14 protein-coding genes are annotated in these 18375 nt (G+C 48.4%); 4 read left to right on the top strand and 10 right to left on the bottom strand.

What is annotated here, in order from left to right; translation table 11 throughout:
- Position 1: 1 nt before the first annotated feature.
- From EOO50_RS10480 to ribB, 3 genes are read left to right on the top strand one after another with little or no spacing between them, the layout of a single operon-like run.
- The gene (locus tag EOO50_RS10480) at positions 2–643 is read left to right on the top strand and encodes an outer membrane lipoprotein carrier protein LolA (protein WP_290839896.1); all 642 of its coding nucleotides are present in this window, start codon (positions 2–4) and stop codon (positions 641–643) included.
- Positions 644–650: 7 nt separating this feature from the next.
- Positions 651–2141, top strand: a complete 1491-nt coding sequence (locus EOO50_RS10475) for an LptF/LptG family permease (RefSeq protein WP_290839895.1) — start codon at positions 651–653, stop codon at positions 2139–2141.
- Positions 2122–3255 carry a 3,4-dihydroxy-2-butanone-4-phosphate synthase gene (ribB, locus tag EOO50_RS10470; RefSeq protein WP_290839914.1) on the top strand — a complete coding sequence of 378 codons (1134 nt, stop codon included), beginning with the start codon at positions 2122–2124 and terminating at the stop codon, positions 3253–3255. Before EOO50_RS10475 ends, ribB begins: the two co-directional genes overlap by 20 nt.
- Here ribB and EOO50_RS10465 read toward each other — a convergent pair.
- The 3 genes from EOO50_RS10465 to EOO50_RS10455 are packed head-to-tail and all read right to left on the bottom strand — an operon-like array spanning position 3252 to position 5392.
- Entirely contained in the window at positions 3252–3659 is a 408-nt protein-coding gene (locus EOO50_RS10465; protein ID WP_290839894.1) for an FKBP-type peptidyl-prolyl cis-trans isomerase, read from the bottom strand. The two genes, ribB and EOO50_RS10465, sit on opposite strands and share 4 nt — an antisense overlap.
- Before the next feature lie 6 nt (positions 3660–3665).
- A complete protein-coding gene (locus EOO50_RS10460; protein WP_290839892.1) occupies positions 3666–4304 on the bottom strand; it encodes a YceI family protein in 639 nt (212 codons plus the stop codon).
- A 35-nt stretch (positions 4305–4339) separates the two neighbouring features.
- Positions 4340–5392, bottom strand: coding sequence for a two-component regulator propeller domain-containing protein (locus tag EOO50_RS10455; RefSeq protein WP_290839890.1), 1053 nt, complete (start codon positions 5390–5392; stop codon positions 4340–4342).
- Between the two features lie 159 nt (positions 5393–5551).
- Between EOO50_RS10455 and EOO50_RS10450 the strand changes: the two genes are divergently transcribed.
- Positions 5552–6418, top strand: a complete 867-nt coding sequence (locus tag EOO50_RS10450) for a response regulator transcription factor (protein WP_290839888.1) — start codon at positions 5552–5554, stop codon at positions 6416–6418.
- On the opposite strand, the gene EOO50_RS10445 is transcribed toward EOO50_RS10450, so the two are convergent.
- The 7 genes from EOO50_RS10445 to EOO50_RS10415 all read right to left on the bottom strand — a co-directional run bounded on the left by EOO50_RS10445 (position 6405) and on the right by EOO50_RS10415 (position 18279).
- Positions 6405–7826 (bottom strand): glycoside hydrolase family 125 protein, encoded by a 1422-nt coding sequence (locus EOO50_RS10445; RefSeq protein ID WP_290839886.1) that lies wholly within the window; start codon positions 7824–7826, stop codon positions 6405–6407. The genes EOO50_RS10450 and EOO50_RS10445 overlap by 14 nt on opposite strands.
- Before the next feature lie 47 nt (positions 7827–7873).
- The gene (locus tag EOO50_RS10440) at positions 7874–9526 is read right to left on the bottom strand and encodes an alpha-glucosidase (protein ID WP_290839884.1); all 1653 of its coding nucleotides are present in this window, start codon (positions 9524–9526) and stop codon (positions 7874–7876) included.
- Positions 9504–11228: a hypothetical protein gene (locus EOO50_RS10435; protein ID WP_290839882.1), complete on the bottom strand. Its 1725-nt coding sequence runs from the start codon at positions 11226–11228 to the stop codon at positions 9504–9506. Before EOO50_RS10435 ends, EOO50_RS10440 begins: the two co-directional genes overlap by 23 nt.
- Positions 11229–11297: 69 nt before the next feature.
- Entirely contained in the window at positions 11298–12593 is a 1296-nt protein-coding gene (locus tag EOO50_RS10430) for an MFS transporter (protein WP_290839880.1), read from the bottom strand.
- A 5-nt stretch (positions 12594–12598) separates the two neighbouring features.
- On the bottom strand, positions 12599–13651 hold the full coding sequence (locus EOO50_RS10425; RefSeq protein ID WP_290839877.1) for a glycoside hydrolase family 130 protein: 1053 nt from the start codon (positions 13649–13651) through the stop codon (positions 12599–12601).
- Between the two features lie 62 nt (positions 13652–13713).
- Complete coding sequence (locus EOO50_RS10420) at positions 13714–15195, bottom strand: RagB/SusD family nutrient uptake outer membrane protein (RefSeq protein WP_290839876.1); 1482 nt, start codon at positions 15193–15195, stop codon at positions 13714–13716.
- 12 nt (positions 15196–15207) lie between these two features.
- Positions 15208–18279 carry a TonB-dependent receptor gene (locus EOO50_RS10415; RefSeq protein WP_290839874.1) on the bottom strand — a complete coding sequence of 1024 codons (3072 nt, stop codon included), beginning with the start codon at positions 18277–18279 and terminating at the stop codon, positions 15208–15210.
- Between the last annotated feature and the right edge of the window lie 96 nt (positions 18280–18375).

The following is an 18375-nucleotide window of genomic DNA, read 5'->3' as shown; positions in this document are numbered from 1 at the left end:
CATGAAAAAGATCCTCCAAATTACTTTTGCGTTTTTGGTTTCCGTGTCGCTACACGCGCAGGACAAGAAAGCGAAAGCGCTGTTGGACGAAGTGACCGCCAAGGTAAAAAGCTACAGGAACATTACCATCGATTTCAAGTATTCGCTCAACAATGCCAAAGAGAACGTAAACCAGGACAGCAAAGGAAACGTCGTGATGCAGGACAATATGTATGTGCTGAATTTCATGGGCGTGACCAAAATCTTCGACGGAAAGAAAACCTACACGATCATTCCCGAAGACGAAGAAATCACGATCTCGAAATACAACGACAAGGACGAAAACCAGATCACTCCAAACAGGCTGCTTACGTTCTTCAACTCCGGTTACAAATATTCGTGGGATATTTCCCAGAACATCAAAGGCCGCAAAATCCAATATATCAAGCTCACTCCTATCTCGTCGAAAGACCAGAGAAAGGAGATTTTGCTGGGCATCGACAGCCAGACGAAGCACATCTATAATTTGATCGAAATCGGGAAAAACGGGTCGAAGACGACGCTCACTGTTAATTCTTTTAAAACCAATCAGCCGTTGTCGAAAAATCAGTTTACTTTTACCGAGAGTAAGTATCCGAATTACTACATCAACAAACTAGACTGACCCTGGCGTGAAAATTCTCGACCGGTATATCCTGAAATCATTTGTGATTACATTCGCTACGGTGTTTGTAATCCTTTTTTTTATATTCATCCTGCAAACCGTTTGGCTGTTCATCGCCGAGCTTGCGGGAAAAGACCTCGACTTCTTCCTTATCGTAAAATTTTTGATGTTCGCCATGCCGCGCATCATTCCGCTGGTTTTGCCTTTGTCGGTTTTGCTCGCATCGATCATGACGTTCGGGGCTTTTGCCGAGAATTACGAGTTCGCGGCGATGAAATCATCGGGAATCTCGTTGCAACGCGCGATGCGTCCGCTGATCGTGTTCATTCTTTTATTGTCGGTCGCGTCGTTTTTCTTCGCTAACAACGTGATTCCGTATGCCGAGTATAAGTTTATTAACTTCAGGACCGACATCGGAAAACGACAGCCCGCAATGGCGATATCGGAAGGTCAATTCAGCGAGGTCGGAACCTACAACATCAAAGTCGACAAGAAATCGGGCGAAAACGGCAACCAGCTCACGGGCGTCACGATCCACAAAAAAGCCGTGAACGGTAACGGAACTTCGACCGTGATCCGTTCCAAAACCGGCGAACTCCAGACGAGCGAAACTTCGAACATCCTGAAACTGGTACTCAAGGACGGAAACTACTATGAAGACGTTCCCGCCAAGAAATTCGAGGACCGCAAGAAAATGCCGTTCGCCAAGAGTGACTTCAAAAAGTACATCATCAACCTCGATTTGGGCAAACTCAACAAGACCGACGAATCGGGTGAGAAAGTGACCACGAACGGGATGCTCAACATCAACGAGCTCAATTATACGCTCGATTCGCTGCACAAGAATTTCGACAAGGACGTCGTTTCTTTTGCCGACAACATCTACCAACGCACGGGAATCGTCGCGAACGCGCGCACGTTCAACCCAAGGATCAAAGACACCACGAAACAAAAATCGCCTACCGAGGAATTGCCCAAAGACCTGCTTTCAGGTTTCAGCAACGGCGACAAGGAAGCACTCTACCGGATCGCGTCGGGCAATGTCGAAAGCACGAACTTCTCGATCGACGGAACTGTTTTCGAAATGCAGGACAAAATCAAGAACATCAACAACCACGAACTCGCGTTGTACGACAAATTCGTGATCGCGTTCGCTTGTATACTGATGTTTTTCATCGGCGCGCCTTTGGGAGCGATCATACGCAAAGGCGGAATTGGATTGCCTATCGTATTCGCGATCCTGATCTTCATCACGTTCCACTTCATCAACACATTCGGAAAGAAAATATCGCAGAGCGACGGAATTCCGCCATTCATGGGCGCTTGGATGTCATCGTTCATATTGTCGCCTTTCGCCGTTTTACTTACGTATCGAGCGACCAATGACATCGGGTTATTCAACTTCGATAGCGTGACCGAGCCGATACAAACATTTTTTACCCGTATTTTCTCGAAAAAGAAGAGAATACACGAACAACCTGAATCAAATGTCAATTAAACTCAACACCATAGAAGAAGCCATCGAGGACATCCGCCAAGGAAAAGTCATAATCGTGGTCGATGACGAAGACCGCGAAAACGAGGGCGATTTTTTAGCCGCCGCTGAAAAGACGACACCTGAGATGATCAACTTCATGGCAACCCACGGTCGCGGGCTCATTTGCGCGCCGCTGACTGAAAGCCGATGTAAGGAACTCGATCTGCGTCCGATGGTGACCAACAATACCGATCACATGGAAACGGCCTTTACGGTTTCCATCGATCTGAAAGGAAATGGCGTCACAACCGGAATCTCGGCCGACGATCGTTCAAAAACTGTGATCGCACTTACCGATCCCGATGTCAAATCGTACGACTTTGCTCGTCCCGGACATATTTTTCCTCTTATCGCCAAACAAGGCGGTGTGTTGCGAAGAACAGGACATACCGAGGCCGCCATCGATTTTGCGCGCCTTGCCGGATTCAAACCCGCGGGCGTTATTTGCGAGATCATGAACGAAAACGGCTCGATGGCGCGTTTGCCCGAACTTGTGGAAGTCGCCAAACGATTCGATCTGAAACTCGTCTCTATCGAGGATCTGGTCGCCTATCGCATGCAACACGACAGCTTGATCGTGAAGAAAGAGGATTTCGACGTGGAAACACGATTCGGGACGTTCAGGCTTCGCGCTTACGTACAGACGACGAACAAACAAGTCCATATCGCGCTTACGAAAGGAACCTGGAATTCGGGCGAACCGATCCTGACGCGCATCAATTCCACGCAGGTGAACAACGATCTGCTCGGAACCCTGACCAACAACGCCGACCAGAAACTCGACGATATGTTCAAGCGTATCAACGACGAAGGAAAAGGCGCCGTGCTGTTCATCAACCAGAATATGGAAGCCTACGGTTTGCTCAACCGCATCACCGAACTCAAGGATTTGCAGTCGCAGGGAGTTTACAAGGCGCCAAAGATCATCATCGACAGCAAGGATTTTGGAATCGGTGCGCAGATTTTGCACGACATCGACATCTGTAAAATCCGTTTGGTCTCGAACACCGAGCAAGGAAAACGCGTCGGGATGATCGGGTACGGACTTGAAATTACCGAATACGTCCCGTTTTAATCCGTTAAGATCTTTCCGAGTTTCATCCTGATCACGAGTGCCGAATCTTTCGAGACGTTCGCGGGATAACCCGTGCGTTTCACGAGATTTGCCGATGCCTGAAGCACGCGTATTTCTCCGGTTCGCATGCCGCGCAAACCTTCATCGACGGCTTGCGTAGCTTGGTTCGCCCCTATTTTTACTTTTACGGGTTTGCCAGAGTTCTCGTTCGAATACAAAACCGTTCCATCGCGATAACTCGTGGTTTCGAAAATGAGTACTTCGTCGCCAACTTTTGCGGGCTTTCCGTTGCCTTTTTTAATGATCGTATATTTCAAGCCCGACGCCGTTTCCACCGTTTTGGAAAGTCGGACACCGCATGAAACCGCGATAATAAGCGCGCCGATCGATAGTAATCGTTTCATTTCCATTTATTTTTTGGCGACGATCGCAATATTGAATTCGATGTAATCCGAAATGGTCTCATCGGCTAAATTCGCATAAAACCTGCCCGATTTGTACCGGATATCCCATTGCGTGCGATCGATGATCAGCCTGCCCGTCATTTTCGCGATTCCGTCCTTAATCTCGACTCTGGTCGGAAATGTAACGGAATGTGTAATTTCTTTTATGGTAAGGTTTGCGGTGACTTTGGCGTTTTCACCATCGGATTCCACGTTCGTGATTTCAAAAATCGAAACAGGAAATCGGTTGACGTCGAAGAAATCGGGATCCTTCAAGTGTTTCACAAGCCCGTTATCGCTTTCACGTTTCTCGTCTTGGATCGTGTTCATGTCGATTCTTGCCGAACCCGCAACCAGCAGGTCATTGTCGATCATCAAATTTCCGTCCGACACATAAATGTAACCCGTATGAAAATTCGAACCGAACGCATTCGAACCTTTCCACATCACGACACTTTCCTTCGCGTCCATTGTATATTTCTCTCCTGAAACCGAAGAATTCGCTGTTGAAATGGGCACACTTTCGGCTTTTACCGATTCACGGCAGCTGAAAACCAAAAACGCAAAAATCAAAACTAAACCCGTGACTGTTATCCTTTTGTTCATACGATAAAAACTATTTTGATTGATAAAAAATGAGATTACTTTTTGTTAGCGGATTCGTTGAAATCGGTAACTGTTTTTCCATCGTACCGATGCACGCCATCGAGATCGCCGAACCAAATGCTGCCATCGGACGCTTCCAGAATGCCGAATATCATGGCTTTGGTCGCTATTTCGGTCACCTTCGGATTTTTATCCGACAAAGAATTGCCGTCGTATCGCGAAAGCGCCCACAGCTTGCCGTTTATTTCGGAACTCGTCCAAACATTCCCTTTCTTGTCCTCGATAATATGCCCGACGAAACGCTGCGTGAAATTCGTAAACGTGCTCCCGTCGTATCGCCAGAGTCCATCGGCGCCGCCAAGCCAGATGTTGCCTTTTTTGTCTTTGATCATCGAGCGCACGTTTTTAAATGCTTTACCATTATTCGTAATTGTCGTAAGTGTCTTCCCGTCGTAAATCCTTGCGTAACCTCTCGTCGCAAACCAAAACTTCCCGGCTTTATCTTCGATTATGGCGTTCACGTCGTTGTGCGTCCAGTCTTGCGAAACTGAAAGTCTTTTTGACGAAATATGGACGGAATCGCGCCCGACATAAACAGAATCGTTTTTGTTGACCGACAACGGTTCGGTCATTTTCAAATTCCGAAACGATTTTCCATCGTAACGGCTTGCTCCATTTTCAGTTCCGAACCAGATAGCGCCCGACTTATCCTCGTAAATATGTGTCACGCGGTCGCTGCCAAGCCCATCTTCGGTCGTAAAATTTTTAAACGACTTCCCATCGTAACGATAAACGCCCGCACCGACAGAAGCGAACCAAAAGTTACCATGCCTGTCTTGCAAAATTGAAAAAAATCGCGCCGCGCTCACGTTTGCCGTAACGTTGACGAACGACTTCCCATCGTATTTGAAAATACCGTCGAACGCCGCGATCCAAATGTTGCCGTTTCCATCTTGGATGATATTTCGGGTTATCGCTTTCGGACCTTGAGAATTGATCACCATTTGGCTTTCGGTCTGCGTTTGCGCCTGAAGCGTACAAAAAACAAACAGCACGAACAGCATAAATAATTTCACGGGTCGTTTCATATCGTTTCCGGTTTTTCGTCAACCGACTCTTTCGTCCGGTTAAGCAAAACTATCAAGGTCGAAATCGTCCGAGCGTAAATTCGCGTAAAACCTTTGTAAAGAATTGTAAAAATCGATTTCCGATTGAAAACGCCATCGCCGAATTGGCTATTTTTACACATGCCAAAATCCAAACGCTATCTTATCGCCACCGCGTTGTCGTGCTTCCTGCTCACGATCGCGTGCGCTTACGTCGAACACGACGAAGGCGAAGCGTGGCGGCTTATCGCGTTGCGCAACATCGGGCATCACTTGTTGTTGCAGAGCGGCGACAGTACGTCGAGAGTCTTGCCGATTTCGAAATTGTCAAAAACCGAATATGAAATCCGGTTCGAAAAAGCGTTCCAATACGACGCGGATTCACTCGTCAAGCTCATCAGTCGCGAAGTCGCAAGCGGGCATTTGCCCACGAGTTATGTCGTGAACGTTGTCGACAGTAAGACGAAACACCAATATTATACGTTCGGGCAATCGGAAATGGGAGAACTTTGGACGCCGTGCGTCGGTCGAAAAAATCCAGTAAAGTTGTATTCGCTGCAATTTGTTTTAGCCGACAATTCGAGTGATTTCCCAAAACTGTTGTACGCGGGCGCGATTCCGATCGTATTGCTGCTCGTCGGATTCAGGCGAAACGAAAAGCCCGCAAAAAACCCTGTTCCTGACGAAAACAACGGTTCGATAACCATCGGAAACTACCGTTACAAGGTCAATACGCAGACCTTGACGTTAGGTCCGGACACGATCGTGCTCACGTCGAAAGAGGCGAAAGTGCTTGAAATCTTCGCGCGTCATCAAAACGAAATCGTCGCGCGTGAACTTTTGCAAAAAGAAGTGTGGGAAAACGACGGTGTTATCGTCGGACGAAGCCTCGATGTCTTCATTTCGAAACTTCGCCGCAAACTCGACGCCGACGCACGAATCAGGATTTCAAGCATCCACGGCAAAGGCTACAAACTCATCGTCGACGAAAGCATCATTCAGGCTTGAGCAAATGCGGTTTTTCCCTTGAGATTTTCCAGATCAGTTCCCCGAATAACGTGTTGGCCCATGCGAACCAGGAACGCGTGAATTTCTTCGGGTCGTCCTTGTGAAACGATTCGTGCATGAAACCCGTGTCGGCATGCGTGGTCTTGAGCGTATAAATGCATTGGCGGATCTCGTCGTCGTTCACGCTCGTAAGCGCCTGCATGATCAGGCTGATGTGCCAGATGTAATTTTCGGGCGTATGTGGCGCGCCTCCGCCTTTCGCATATTTCCCGACGTAATAATACGGGTTCGATGCGCTCAGGATCATTTTGCGCGTGTTGATGTAGATCGGATCGTCGACCGAACAACTTCCAAAGTACGGCATCGACAGCAAACTCGGCGCATTCGCATCGTCCATGTACATGCGGTTTCCAAAACCATCGACCTCGTACGCGAACACTTTTCCGAATTCGGGATGATCGACGATCGCGTATTTCTTCAACGCCGACTCGACTTCCGACGCCAATTCCACACAGTCCAGACTCAACGATTTGTCTTTCGTGATCACCGACGCCATTTCACTGAGTTGTCGCAGCGAAACGACCGCGAAATAATTCGACGGAACCAAAAACGGGAAAACCGTCGCATCGTCCGATGGTCGGAACATTGAAGCTATCAATCCGACGGGCTTTATCGGAAAACCATATCCGTCGAGCGGCGGCGTATCGATACTGCGCGGAGACGAACGCATGAAACTGTACGGACCTTTTCCGTCCTTGCGTTGCTGGTCGCGGAACGTCTGCACGACCAATTTCATCGCGCGCGTCCATTCGTCGTTGAATGGCGAAATATCCTTGGTCTGTTTCCAGTAGTTGTACGACAACCGGATCGGGTAGCACAGCGAATCGATTTCCCATTTGCGTTCGTGCAATTCGGGTTTCATCAATGTGATATCGTCTTTGAAGTCGGCGCTTCCCGTCGCATTTTTGTTGAACGCGTTTGCGTACGGATCGATCAGTATGCATTTGGTCTGCCTGTTGATCACGCCCAGGATCAATTTCTTGAGCTGCGGATCCTGTTTCATCAATGCGAGGTACGGCATAACCTGGGCCGTGCTGTCGCGCAACCACATCGCGTTGATGTCGCCCGTGATCACGAACGTATCGGGTTTGTTGTTCTTGATCGAAAAGTCGACCGTGGTGTCGAGCGTGTTCGGAAAGCAATTGTTGAACAACCAGGCGAGTTCGGGATCGCGAAGTTTGGTCTGCATGTCGGTAATCAACTTCTCGACTGCGACGCTTGAAAATTTGCGCTTCGATTTTGAGACGCGAACCGTTGGGAAGTCCTTGGCCGAAAGCGGCAAAAAATCGTAAAACATCATGCCCAAAGCTGCCAACGACGTGGTTTGAAGAAACTGTTTCCGATTCATTGCGTAGAAGTTAACTATCGCTAAGTTACGAAAAGTGTTTTACCGAGTTACTTTTTATAGGCGATGAACCCGTTCGTGCCCAAATCGGTCGTTCCGATCAGGATTGTTGCGCCTGTCGGAAGATTCACTTTCATTGGTTTTCCGAAATTCACGACAACCGTGATCGATTCACCTTCGAAACTTCGCACGAAAAGCAATCGGTCGTCGTCGAGTTCGAGTTTCTCGTAGGTTCCGTATTGCAAGGCTTTTTCGCGGTTGCGCAACGAAATGATTTGTTTGTATACCGACAACAGCGAATTTTTGTCGTTGATTTCCGATTTTATATTTGTCTTCAGATAGTCGGGCTGAACCTTGATCCAGCTTTTTCGGCTCGAAAATCCCGCAAATTCCGAGTCGTTCCATTGCATCGGGCTTCTCGATTTGTCGCGGTTCTGGGCGTTGGCGTCGACCAAGGCTTCCGAAACGTTCTTGCCTTTCTCAACCGACAATCTGTATTGTGTTTTGCCCTGAATGTCGACGATTTCGTCAAGATTTTGCGCGACGATGTTCCTCATCCCGATTTCCTCTCCGTAATACACGAACGGAACGCCTTTGGCCGTAAGCATGATCGCGGCGAGTGCGGCGGCTTTCTTCGGGTCTGAACCCGCGAGACGATCGATCATCCTGGGCATGTCGTGGCTGCCGAAGAACAGCGTCGGATAATTGCTCATGTTGGCTTCCATGCTTTGTAACTCGTCGAAAATCCGCTCGATCGAAAACGAAGGAATGCTGCCGAAGTTGAAATTGAAAACGACATCGAGCAGTTCGTCGCCTTGGTATTGTTCCAACACCTCGATCTTGTCGCTTCCGATTTCGCCGACGATGAATTTATTGGGATATTCGGAAACGGTCGCCTTGATCATCTTCATCGCCGGTTTTACGCCCAATTGGTTGATGTCGTAGATGTGTTCCTGTTTTCCATCGACGATCGGATTATCCTGCAAAATGCCGTCGGTCGTGAGGAAATTGATGACATCCAGTCGGAAACCATCGATACCTGAATCGAGCCAAAACTTCAATATTTTCCGGACTTCGAGTTGGACTTTAGGGTTCGACCAATTCAGGTCGGCCATTCGGACATCAAATTTATGGTAGTAAAACTGATTTGTCGCCTCGTCTTTTTGCCAAGCCGTTCCACCGAAAAACGATTCCCAATTATTGGGTTTATCTCTCCAGATGTAGTAATCGCGATACGGATTGTCCTTTGATTTTTTGGCTTCCCGGAACCATTTGCAATCGGTCGACGTATGGTTGAGCACCATGTCCATGATGACCTTGATGCCGCGTTTGTGGGCTTGTTTCAGGAAGTTGTCGAAATCGGATTTCGTTCCGTACGTCGGATCGACCGCGTAATAATCGGCGATGTCGTAACCGTTGTCGACTTTGGGTGAAGTCAGGAACGGCGTGAGCCAAATTCCTTTGATGCCCAGATCTTTAAGATAATCGAGTTTGGACGTCATGCCCTTGAAGTCGCCATAACCGTCGCCATCGCTGTCGGCATAACTCGGCATGTAGATTTGGTAGAAAACCGTTTCCTTCCACCAGATTTTTTGGCTCCCCGACTGCTGGGCAATCAGGGAGTTACTAACCCAAAAAAATGAAAATAATATGGCGATCGAAGGATCGAAGTAGGATCGCCTATTTGTTTTTCGCTGTTGCATGATAATCGACGACGATTCCGTTTACGAGCATTTTTGAACCTGAATGCGTGATTTTCGCGCCGCTCGGAACCATCACGATCACGGCCGAATTCTTAGCCTTGAGTGTAATCTCTTGAGATTTCGAAACACTTTTAGCTATGAAAGTTCCCGAAACCGTGTCGTAGAAATCGACTTTGTTTCCTTCGTCAACCGTAACCGAAAATGATTTCGGCTCGTTGAACGGGTTGTAAAATAAATACGACGGATAGGATTTGTCGGCGAAAAAATCAGTCGCATTCAAATCGAGGCGCAAGATGCCGTCGACTCCGGTTTTCTTGATGATGCTGCCGAAGATTCCTACGTGTCCGCTTCCGTAAACGCTCAATTGGGATTCGGGCGGATTCTGGTTCTCGACCCAAAGCGGGCCGTCGCCTTGCGCAACCGGAGCAGGAACGTGCTCGTATTTTTTCATGTTCGACTTCTTGATGATGCCTTCGTAAGCGATCACGCCTTTTCCGACCGATGCTTCCTCAGGAATCGATTCGTGTTCGTCGGGCATGTGTTCGGGATAGAAAAACTTCGAGGCGTTTGCCGCGTTGAGCATCCATTTCCCGATCGCATTTGCGTACGATTGGTCGTAACGCACCATCGGAATCAACGGCCAAGCCATATCGTATGTGTTCATCAGGAATCCGTAACCGCCGCGATCGACCGTACTTCCGACGATTCCCGAAATGTCGTAACCGTTCCAGTTTCCGACCAAAACGCCCCAACCTTCACGACAGATAGGCGTGCCGTCGAACGTCCAATGCAACATTTTGTTGACGTCGAAATTCTTGCCTTGTTCGGCATTAATACGGGCAGCAAGGGCAGCGCCGAAAGGCATAAGCAGTTCGTAGGTCGGGTTTGTCTTTTGCGCTTGCAACGCGTTCAACGCCGAGATCGCTCCGTCGAGATATTTCTTGTCCCCGAATTTCTTATACGCCGCATACAACACCCAAGCGTGTCCCGCCGACGCATCGGGCTGGGCGCAGATATTGTTCTTCATGGGCGTCATCTTCCCGTAGTCGAAATACGAATAGTCGTAGTTTCCGGCGAGGATTTTATCGGCTTCGTAGAATTTGTCGGCGATCGTGCGCGCCATTTTCTCGTATTCAGGTTCGTTCGGATATTGGTCGTAAATCGCGTAGAACAGCAAATTCGGGTACACGTCGTACCACCAATCGCGCCCGTAACCGCCGCCAAGAAGCGCGACTTCAGGACATGTATTGTTCATCATGATGTTCCAACCGGTTTCGCTGTTGTAATAATTCTTGAGCATCGCCACGTAATTGCGCCCGTCGCTTTTGGTTTTGTCGATACCGACCAGACTCGCACCCAAAGTCGCGCCCATCGTAGCCAACGCTTCGTGGAACATGCCTTTGTTGTGGTTCGGGCCTTGACGCACGTCGCCGATCGCGGTGTAAATCCCCACGACATCCTGCTTCGAATTCTTCTGGCTGTTATCGACCCAGACCAACGGCCAGAATTCGCCTTTCGCATTGAAATCGTAAACTGTCCTGTCAAAATCAAGCGCGAGTTTGTTGTAATCGATGATCTCGAAATGAGCCGGCACATCAGGCATCTGATCGACACGCGGAATCGGCTGTTGCTTTACCTGCGCGCCGCACGAAAGCACGACGAATAAAATGGAATAACTTAAGAATCTGTATTTTCTGTTCATATGAATTTATAATAATGAGTCGCAGCCTTTACGACTTTCGACTTTCGACTTTTAACTTTCAATTTTCACCTACACTATCTCTGCCGCGACTTCCTCCAACACCTTCGGATCTTCACCCGTTTTTTCAACTTCAGGTTCGATGGCATTGCCCTGTGCGATGATCTTCTTGCTGATCCAGATCGAACACAACTGCAACAATGCGATGATTCCTATCGCGTAGCGCAACGCCACGTCTTCAGACACCGCAAAATACAGCACCAAAAACGTACTCGCGCCTAACAATCGGCCGGCGTAAAGACCCGCTTCATGATTCAAAATATACGTGAATTCGCCTCGCTTTTCGATTTTGGAAACGATGTCGATCACGCGCAATTGGATCGGATAATACGCCAGATCCATCAACGGTTTCGCGATCAGCAACAGTAAAAGGAACACGATCACGCCCGTTTGGTTGAACAGCAATCCGTTCATGCACGCTCCGATAGCGAAAAGAATCAACCCGACCGAAAACGTTTTGATGCGATCCGATGGTTTTGAAAAACGTCCGATGAAATAAATGATGATCGCCGCCAAAATCGCCCCGATGGATTGTGCTTTGCCAAGCGCGCCTTCCTCGCCCAAAATCTTGAAGATCAACATGGCGGGCGCGGTAACCAAAAATCCTTGCGCGAGCCCTTTGAACATTGCGAGCGACAGCAGTTTATGCCACAGCGGATGGAACTTGAAGAAAACATAACGCTTCTGTATCGGGTTCTCGAACCGTCCGCGAAAGCATACGACCGATGCGATCATCGTAATCACGAAAACAACTCCGGTAATGATTTCGTAGGCCAAATGCTTCTGGTCGGCCCCGACTTTGGACTGGATGAACCAACCGATAGTCGCCGGGATCACGATCGCGATGATCGTATAGAAAAACGTTTCGAGCCCGTAGTAATAATTGCGGTTCTCGTCGTGCGTGGTCGATAAAACGAGGTAATCTCGGTTCGACCAATACAGCCCGAACGACAATCCCATCGTAATTCCCGCAACGCCGATCCCGATCAGATCGAGGTTCGTGAGCGACATCATGATGATCATCGAAACGCCGCTGAGCATCATTCCGGCCGAGTATAATTTCTTGATCTTGAAGTGTTTCAACAAGAATCCGTTGAGCAAAAACGTGAGCGGAATTCCCGTATAAATCGCCAACTGATAGATCACGACTTTGGACGTATCGTTGGAATTGCGCATGATGTAGGCCGCGACGAAGATGTCGATGACCGGCTGTACGAGCGCGTAAACCAAATTCGTGAGCACAAGAATCTTGAAATTGTGTTCCTGCTTCCTGAAATGGTTGAGTTCGTTTTGAAGTTTCTTGAACATTCGTCTTAGGTTAAGAGAGATAGGATTTCCTTGATCGAAAATGTCGCGCCGCACACGAATTCGTCGGCGGCACCGTAATACATCGTGATCGTGTCACCGTCCGGTTCGACGATATGGCCGTTGGTGAAGACGACGTTCCCGAAAAATCCGCTCGTTTCGTAGATTTCGGTGGGAACCATGATCGGTTGTTCGGTTCTTGAGAGCACTTTCGTCGGATCGTTCAAATCGAGTAGAAACGCGCCGAGACAATATTGGTGGTCTGCGTTGGCGCCGTGGTAAATCTCGAGCCAGCCTTTATCGGTCTTGATTGGCGACGCTCCGGCTCCGACGCGTTTGCTGTCCCAGGAATTTTTGCGGGTTCTCACGATGCAATGGTGGTTTCCCCAGTGGATTCCGTCGGGCGATGAAGCGATCCAGATGTAATTTCCGCCGATGTCGACGCTGCTCGGACGATGCAACGCATAGAATTTCCCATTGATCTTTTCCTCGAAAATCGCGCAATCCTTATTGTGAGCGGGCAAAATCATGCCGTGTTTCTCGAAGTTTTTCCAGTCGGTCGTTGTTCTTAGTCCGACGCCGACGCCATTGCTCGACACCGATGTGAACGTCAAATAATACGTGCCGCCGATCTCGACCACGCGGCAATCCTCGATTCCGAAAGCCTCGAGAATTCCTTCGCCCACGAGCGTCGGATAATCTTCAGGCTCGTAAAATTTCACGCCATCGTCGCTGCACAACAACCGCAGATGCGACAAGGTTGTCAAGTAATCGGAACCTTTGTAATTGATCACGCGAGCGTCATCGTCATTGAGATCGGGATCGTTTTTGGGGATTTCGATAATGTCGACGCTGCCGGTTTCAGTCAGGATCGGGAACGAAATCATATCGTCGCTTTGCTTGGGTCTTTCGGCAACGCGCACGATGAGCCAGGTCTTGTCCTGGAATCGGAAAACGCCAGGATTCAACAAACAAGTAATTTCGAGACCTTCCCTACTCGATGGTATATCGCCCGGAGACAATAAAGGATTCTCCGCAAAGCGTTTTGCGATGTCTTTCATAATTTGGGAATAAAAAAGTTAACCCGAACCCATAAAGGATCCGGGCCAACTATGGTGTAAAATCAATAACCATCATTTTGAGTGAGCGTGCCCGCCGATGCATCTCTTTCCGATTGTGGGATTGGATACAAATTGTGTTTGGCTTCGAAGTCGATGCCTTGCGCGTTCAAGACTTCCTGGGCGATTCCCCAACGTTTCAAATCAAGGAAGCGTTGGTTTTCAAAACCGAGTTCCACGCGGCGTTCCTGAATGAGCCAGTTCTTGACTTCGGCGGCGTTGGTTGACGCCGGACGGTCAGACAAGGTTCCTGCGGGTGGCGTCGATCCGTCGGCCGCGACTGAAGTTCTGGCACGGTTGCGGATTTGGTTGATGATCGCGACTGAACCCGCGTAATCGCCTGATTCAAGAAGCGCTTCGGCCTTCCACAACAACACATCGGCGAAACGGATGTAGATTTTGTTCGTCGGAGCATCGTCGTTGCCTTTGAAAGTTCCGTCGAGCGTACCCAACATTTTATTGATGTTCTGAGGGCCGACGTTCACCGTGTACAGCAAACGCGGATCGTTCGGTTCAAATGCGTCAAGGAAATTTTGCGTCGGAGCGAAAAAGCCCCAGCCAAGCGGCGCACAAATCCCGTTTCCGCGTCTCGGCGTCGCATTGGTCTGGTGATCGAATACGAATACGTCCTCATTTTCATTGAATTCCGATGTTTGTCGGAACGAGTCGAAATAGTTTGCGTTCAGGCTGTATCCCAAAGCCGCGACTTGGTCGACAAGGCTTGGAACGGCCGTCCAGTTTTCAGTGTACAGCTCGGACTTCGCCAACAATGCGATCGCGGCTGCTTTTGAAACACGCCATTTTTCAGTGTCCGATGAATATTTTGAATTTGGCAGCAATGAAATCGATTGGTTCAAATCGGCTTTGATCTGTTCCCATACGATGGCTTTGTCCTGACGAACCGAAACTTCGTAAGCCGTTTCAATGTCAATCACAGGCTCCAAAAGCAACGGCACGTCGCCGAAATTCGTCACCAATGAAAAATAATAATACGAACGCAAAAACAAACACTCGGCTAGCAATTGGTTTTGTCTTTGCTGACTGATTCCCGTGATCGTCTGGATGTCGGGGTTGTTCAAATGCTTGATTACGACGTTTACGCGCTTGACGCCTTCATAATTGTATTTCCAAAGACCGTTCGGCCCGCCGTTCGTCGATGTAAACGTAAAGTTGTTGAGTTCGTCGATCCACGGTTGGTCGCCATCGAGAACCCATTTTTTCTGCATGTCGTCACTCGCCACATCCTGGACAACGTAGTCGTTTTGGAAAACCAATCCGGCGTTCCAGTTCCACGTATCGAGGATATTCAATCGGCTTGAAAGCAAATCATACGATGCTCTCGTCTGGTTTTCGATTCCCGTCAACGTGGGAGCATTATCAATTTGATCTTGGGTAAGGTTCCCGATCGGGTCCTGCTCCAATTGATCTTCACAGGCCACTATCGTAAGCAGTCCTAATGCCAATCCTAATTTTAAAAACTTTTTCATCTTCTTTTCTTTTTACAATTTAATTCGTGCACCAAACATTACCGATGTCATTTGCGGATAAGTTCCCTGATCTTTCAGGTTAACAGACTCAGGATCAAGTCCTGTATAGTTCGTCCAGGTAAGCAAGTTTTGCCCCGAAACATATATACGTAAATTATTGAGCGTTTTGATGCTCGAAGGGAAAGTATAGCCAAGTTCGATATTTTTAAGTCGTACGTAAGACGCATCTTCGATCATCGCACTTGAAATTCTCTCGCTTCCATTAGCGTTGAACGTAAGGCGAGGCATTGTGTTGCTCGTGCCTTCCCCGTTCCACGCATCGAGCACTGCCGTAGTCGAATTGAACGGTCGTGAATCGTAATCGAGGATCTGTTTCAAGTCGTTGTAACGATCCACATTCGAGACGCCTTGAAAAAGGAACGATAAATCGAAGCCTTTGTACGACGCGCTGAAATTCAATCCATACGTAAACTCCGGAATTGGATTTCCGATGAACGTGCGGTCATTCGCATCGATCTTACCATCGGCGTTTATATCACGGAATTTCATATCGCCGGGCTGAGCGCCGTTGGCGTCTGCAAAAAGATAATTGTCGATCTCGGCCTGATTCTGGTAAATCCCGTCAAACTGGTAACCATAGTAAGACGCTATCGGTTGCCCGACTACCGTTCTCGTGTAATTGATGTTGTCCTCGATGTTGTTGACGTAGGTGTACAATTTCGTGACCTCGTTTTTCAATGTCGCCAAATTCGCCGAAACGCCGTACTTGAACTCGTTGTCGTTGTTTTGGTAACCAAGGAAGAATTCGAAACCTTTGTTTTCCACGGCACCTGAGTTGATATACGTCGCGGCATAAGAACCCAATGTTCCCGGAGGCGTGACCGTAAGCAAGATGTCGTCGGTCTTTTTGAAGAAATAATCGGCGCTGAACGTCAATTTGTTCTTGAAAAATCCAAAGTCAACGCCAAAATTGGTCTGGGTCGTGGTTTCCCATTGCACGTCGTCGTTCCCGAAACGAGTCAACTGAGGGCCATTTTCAGTGTTTATGTAAAGCGCCTGATATGCGTAATTCGGGATTTCCTGATTACCGTTCTTACCGTAGCTCGCACGCAATTTCAGGTTGCTCAACCAACTGACTTCCTTCATGAAACTCTCGTTCGACAAGATGTAGTTGGCTGACACCGATGGAAAATATCCCCATTTGTTGTTCGGTCCGAAGCGGGACGAAGCATCGGCACGCATCGTGCCCGTGGCAAACAATTTATTCTTGTAGCCGTAAGTAGCCGTGGCGAAATATGAAAATAACGTCCATCCTGATCCTGAACCGCCGGAGTAAGGGCGCGCGATCTGATCGCTGCCGACACTTCCGTAGTCAAGATAAAGGAACGGATTCAGCGTGATATCGTAATAAGAACGGGTTCCGCCGATTGTCTCTGAACTGTTCGTAATGTACTCCGTTCCGATAAGCGCATTGATATCGTGATCACCGATCGTTTTTACGTAATTGAGCGTGTTGCTCCACGTGAACGTAACATCCTGGCCACGGTTCTCGCTTAAATTGTTCGGCAAGTTGTTGCGTCCGAGCCCGAAATATGGATGATCCTCGGCAAAAATCTGGTTCGCGTCGCCGTAATTCTGCGCGAAGTTCTTGTTGTGGATGAATTTCGCATCGACACCAAGGTTACTCCTGAACTTAAGCGATTTGTCTCCAAGGAACGAATATTCAGCGTAGACATTCCCGAATGTTTGAAACAGTTCACGCTTGTCGTCGGTAAAGTGAACGATGGCCAAAGGGTTCGATGTGAATTCCAAGGCACTGTTCCAGCCTCCGTTCGGTCCTGTGTAGAAAGGCAAATCGGTGTACGGATCTTCTGCAGACCAAGTTGGATCGCTCGGATCTTTAAAGACCGCAAGTGCCGACGGACGGATCATCGCATGGCGGATCACACCCGGTGCATCTCCTGCCGACGACAATTTATCCTGTTTGATGAACGTCAACTGCAAGTTTGTCCCGACACTGAAACGGTCGCTGACCTTCGCGTTCAGGTTAGTACGGAAATTGACGCGTTTGTAACGGTCATTGTCTTCTTTCACGATACCATCCACGCCATAATAACCACCCGAAATCAAATACGAAATCTTGTCCGATCCGCCGCTGGCCGTAACCTGCGCACTTGTGGTGATTCCTGTCTCAAAAAGCTCGTCGAGCCAATCGGTGTCGGCCAGGTCAGTCCTGCTGCGCAATGCCGTATACGGGTTATTCGCGGGATTGTTGCCTGCCGTATTGTTATAAGAAGTCTCCTGTACATTCAAATATTGCTCAGTATTCAGCATATCGGGAAGATTCGTCGCGAAATGTACGCCCGTGAAAACTTCTGCTTCAAATGAACTTTTGCCTTCAGAACCTCTTTTCGTCGTAATCAGGATGACCCCGCCCGCGGCACGTGAGCCGTATTGTGAGGCTGAGGCGGCATCTTTCAGAACAGTCATGCTCTTGATGTCGGCCTGGTTCAAAAACGTAATGCTGCGTGACGGAACACCGTCGATTACATATAGGACGTCATTGTTTCCAAGCGTTCCTTGTCCACGTACACGCAATTGTATACCATCGCCCGGAGCACCTGTGCTTGCGGCAACGAATACACCCGCAACTTGTCCTTGCAGGGCTTGGGTCACGTCGGGAACTCTCGTTTTCGACAAATCTTCCATATCGACCTGGGCAACGGCTCCTGAGATCGATCGTTTTTGCTGGCTCGAATAACCTGTTACGATTACTTCGTTGAGCAACTGCGGATCCTGCACCAACACCGCGTTCACGATGCTTTCCCCATTTACGGGAACCTCTTTTGGTAAGTATCCTACATAAGTGAACACAAGAACCGCGTTCGGCCCTGCGTCAAGCAACGTATAGTTACCGTCGATATCGGTCGCAGTGTTGATCGACGTTCCTTTTACATTGACGTTTACCATAGGCAAAGGACCGCCGTTATCAGAGACAGTACCTTTAACAGTCTGCGCGTAGATGGCGCTCGTGGACAGGAACGCCCACATCAAAAACAGATAGTACGTAATTTTCCTCTTCATATTAAATTCTGATGAATTGTTAGTAATGGTTTGTTTTTTTTCATTTTGGTTAAAAATTGGTTGGAATAAAAATGAGATTGTTTACTACAACGTTTT

Source organism: Flavobacterium sp. (genome assembly GCF_004211145.1).
In the GTDB taxonomy this organism is placed as follows: Bacteria; Bacteroidota; Bacteroidia; order Flavobacteriales; family Flavobacteriaceae; genus Flavobacterium.
Note: the sequence above shows the minus strand (reverse complement) of the source record. Positions and strands in the feature narration are given on the sequence as shown.

What these genes read in the sequence shown, in the direction of transcription:
- EOO50_RS10420 (WP_290839876.1), bottom strand. Translation starts at nt 15,195, where the DNA reads ATGAAAAAGTTTTTAAAATTAGGATTGGCATTAGGACTGCTTACGATA.
- EOO50_RS10480 (WP_290839896.1), top strand. Translation starts at nt 2, where the DNA reads ATGAAAAAGATCCTCCAAATTACTTTTGCGTTTTTGGTTTCCGTGTCG.
- EOO50_RS10465 (WP_290839894.1), bottom strand. Translation starts at nt 3,659, where the DNA reads ATGAAACGATTACTATCGATCGGCGCGCTTATTATCGCGGTTTCATGC.
- EOO50_RS10450 (WP_290839888.1), top strand. Translation starts at nt 5,552, where the DNA reads ATGCCAAAATCCAAACGCTATCTTATCGCCACCGCGTTGTCGTGCTTC.
- EOO50_RS10425 (WP_290839877.1), bottom strand. Translation starts at nt 13,651, where the DNA reads ATGAAAGACATCGCAAAACGCTTTGCGGAGAATCCTTTATTGTCTCCG.
- EOO50_RS10430 (WP_290839880.1), bottom strand. Translation starts at nt 12,593, where the DNA reads ATGTTCAAGAAACTTCAAAACGAACTCAACCATTTCAGGAAGCAGGAA.
- EOO50_RS10440 (WP_290839884.1), bottom strand. Translation starts at nt 9,526, where the DNA reads ATGCAACAGCGAAAAACAAATAGGCGATCCTACTTCGATCCTTCGATC.
- EOO50_RS10455 (WP_290839890.1), bottom strand. Translation starts at nt 5,392, where the DNA reads ATGAAACGACCCGTGAAATTATTTATGCTGTTCGTGCTGTTTGTTTTT.
- EOO50_RS10460 (WP_290839892.1), bottom strand. Translation starts at nt 4,304, where the DNA reads ATGAACAAAAGGATAACAGTCACGGGTTTAGTTTTGATTTTTGCGTTT.
- EOO50_RS10435 (WP_290839882.1), bottom strand. Translation starts at nt 11,228, where the DNA reads ATGAACAGAAAATACAGATTCTTAAGTTATTCCATTTTATTCGTCGTG.
- EOO50_RS10415 (WP_290839874.1), bottom strand. Translation starts at nt 18,279, where the DNA reads ATGAAGAGGAAAATTACGTACTATCTGTTTTTGATGTGGGCGTTCCTG.
- EOO50_RS10445 (WP_290839886.1), bottom strand. Translation starts at nt 7,826, where the DNA reads ATGAATCGGAAACAGTTTCTTCAAACCACGTCGTTGGCAGCTTTGGGC.